Annotated in this window: 1 protein-coding gene; it reads right to left on the bottom strand. The window is 47.6% G+C overall.

All coding sequences use genetic code 11. The features are described 5' to 3' along the window. Positions 1–16: 16 nt before the first annotated feature. Positions 17–1,585 (bottom strand): collagen-like protein, encoded by a 1,569-nt coding sequence (locus tag M4974_RS07795; protein ID WP_248715908.1) that lies wholly within the window; start codon positions 1,583–1,585, stop codon positions 17–19. Positions 1,586–1,626 lie beyond the last annotated feature (41 nt).

Raw genomic sequence — 1,626 nt, 5'->3', positions numbered from 1 at the left:
ATTACTTCTGGTGGAATCACTTCTCTTTAGCCCCCAAATTCTTAATTGTTGCTAAGTCCCAAATACCTAATTCATACATCACACGAATGACATTCTTTTGGCGGGAATGATAGCTACCACCATTTTCTTTGAACTGCGCATTGGAGAAATCAATTTTACTAGAATCATTAATTGGATTAAGGACTGTCGTATCATCAGCCCAATAAGTCCAGGGCTCAAAGGCTACCTCCCGCCATTTCTGCAGCGTAATTGCACCGTTAGCTGTCCCGATAATGTTTTGATAAAACGGATAGTTACCTAATGAACTCGGCTGTGAATAAACACCATAACCATACAAAGCAACATTATTGGGATAGCTAGGCAATTGTAATGTACAACCATTGTCGAAATATAGACTCCACGGTGTGGTTGAGGTATCTAATGCCCAGGCCATCGGTGGACGACGAGGCGTTGTGGTAGTGGCGTCCTTGCCATCTCGACCATCTTTACCATTAACGCCGTCTTTACCGTCTCGTCCAGGCAATCCTTGTGGTCCTTGCTGGCCTTGTGGACCCTGCTCCCCTTTTTCACCAGGTATTCCCTGAGGGCCTTGTTCGCCACGCGGTCCTTGCAGACCATCTTTACCAGCAGGTCCAACGGGTCCAACTTCACCCTGTAACCCTCTTGGTCCCTGCTCACCTTGTAAACCACGTTCTCCTTGTGGGCCGGTTAAACCAGTATCCCCTTTGGGTCCACGCTCGCCGGTGTCACCTTTTTCTCCTCTTGGTCCTTGTGGTCCTGGAATACTTTCGCCATTGGTACTGTTACCCGCCGGTCCTTGCGGTCCAATTGGGCCAGTATCGCCCTTTTCTCCCTTTTCACCACGTTCGCCTTTGGGCCCTTGAATACCAGGCGCTCCGTCATCGCCTTTGACACCCTGAATACCTTGAGGTCCTTGCGGTCCAATTTCCCCACGATCTCCTTTTTCTCCCTGCGGTCCAACAGGGCCCATGTCTCCCTTAGGGCCAGTCAATCCAGTAGCACCATCTTTACCGGCTGGGCCCTGAATGCCTTGAACACCCTGTGGGCCGACTGGACCACGTTCACCGTCACGTCCGTCCTTACCTGGTTCACCTTTATCACCCTTGTCACCTTTTAGACCAGTAGTGATATGCAAGTCAGCTAATCGTGTATCAGTGTATTCATTAGCCTCTTTAATAATGTCGCCAATGGTGATTTCCTTAACTGTCTTGCCATTGGTTAACTTGGCGTTCTGATTAATATGAAACGGGAAGAACCCATTGTCCGGGAATAACAGTCGCTCGCCCTGCTCGTTATGCACAGTGAACTCAAGTCCATAGCTACCAGTTGGCAATTCTTGCAGACGATTGTTATTAAAATCAACAATCACTTTACTGTCTTGCAGCTTGAATTGGACGTCAAATAAGAATCCAGTATTTTTAACTGACACGAACGCCTTGGAATCGTCAAACGGTAGTTTTTCTCCACCATCATTCAATAGGAACGTCATGGTGGTCCCGTTATCGCTGTACTTCACGTTATTGCCGTTTAATGAACGCACTGTTTTCGTATTGCCGTATTCCATTAGCGTTCCTTTCTATGTACTAAAAAAGCACCCCTGTTAAG

This window comes from Convivina praedatoris (genome assembly GCF_933208495.1).
Lineage (GTDB): Bacteria > Bacillota > Bacilli > Lactobacillales > Lactobacillaceae > Convivina > Convivina praedatoris.
The sequence above is the reverse complement of the archived record's forward strand: the minus strand, read 5'-3'. Positions and strand labels throughout refer to the sequence as shown.

Excerpts from the sequence above, each read along its gene's own strand:
- M4974_RS07795 (WP_248715908.1), bottom strand. The coding sequence starts at position 1,585 with ATGGAATACGGCAATACGAAAACAGTGCGTTCATTAAACGGCAATAAC.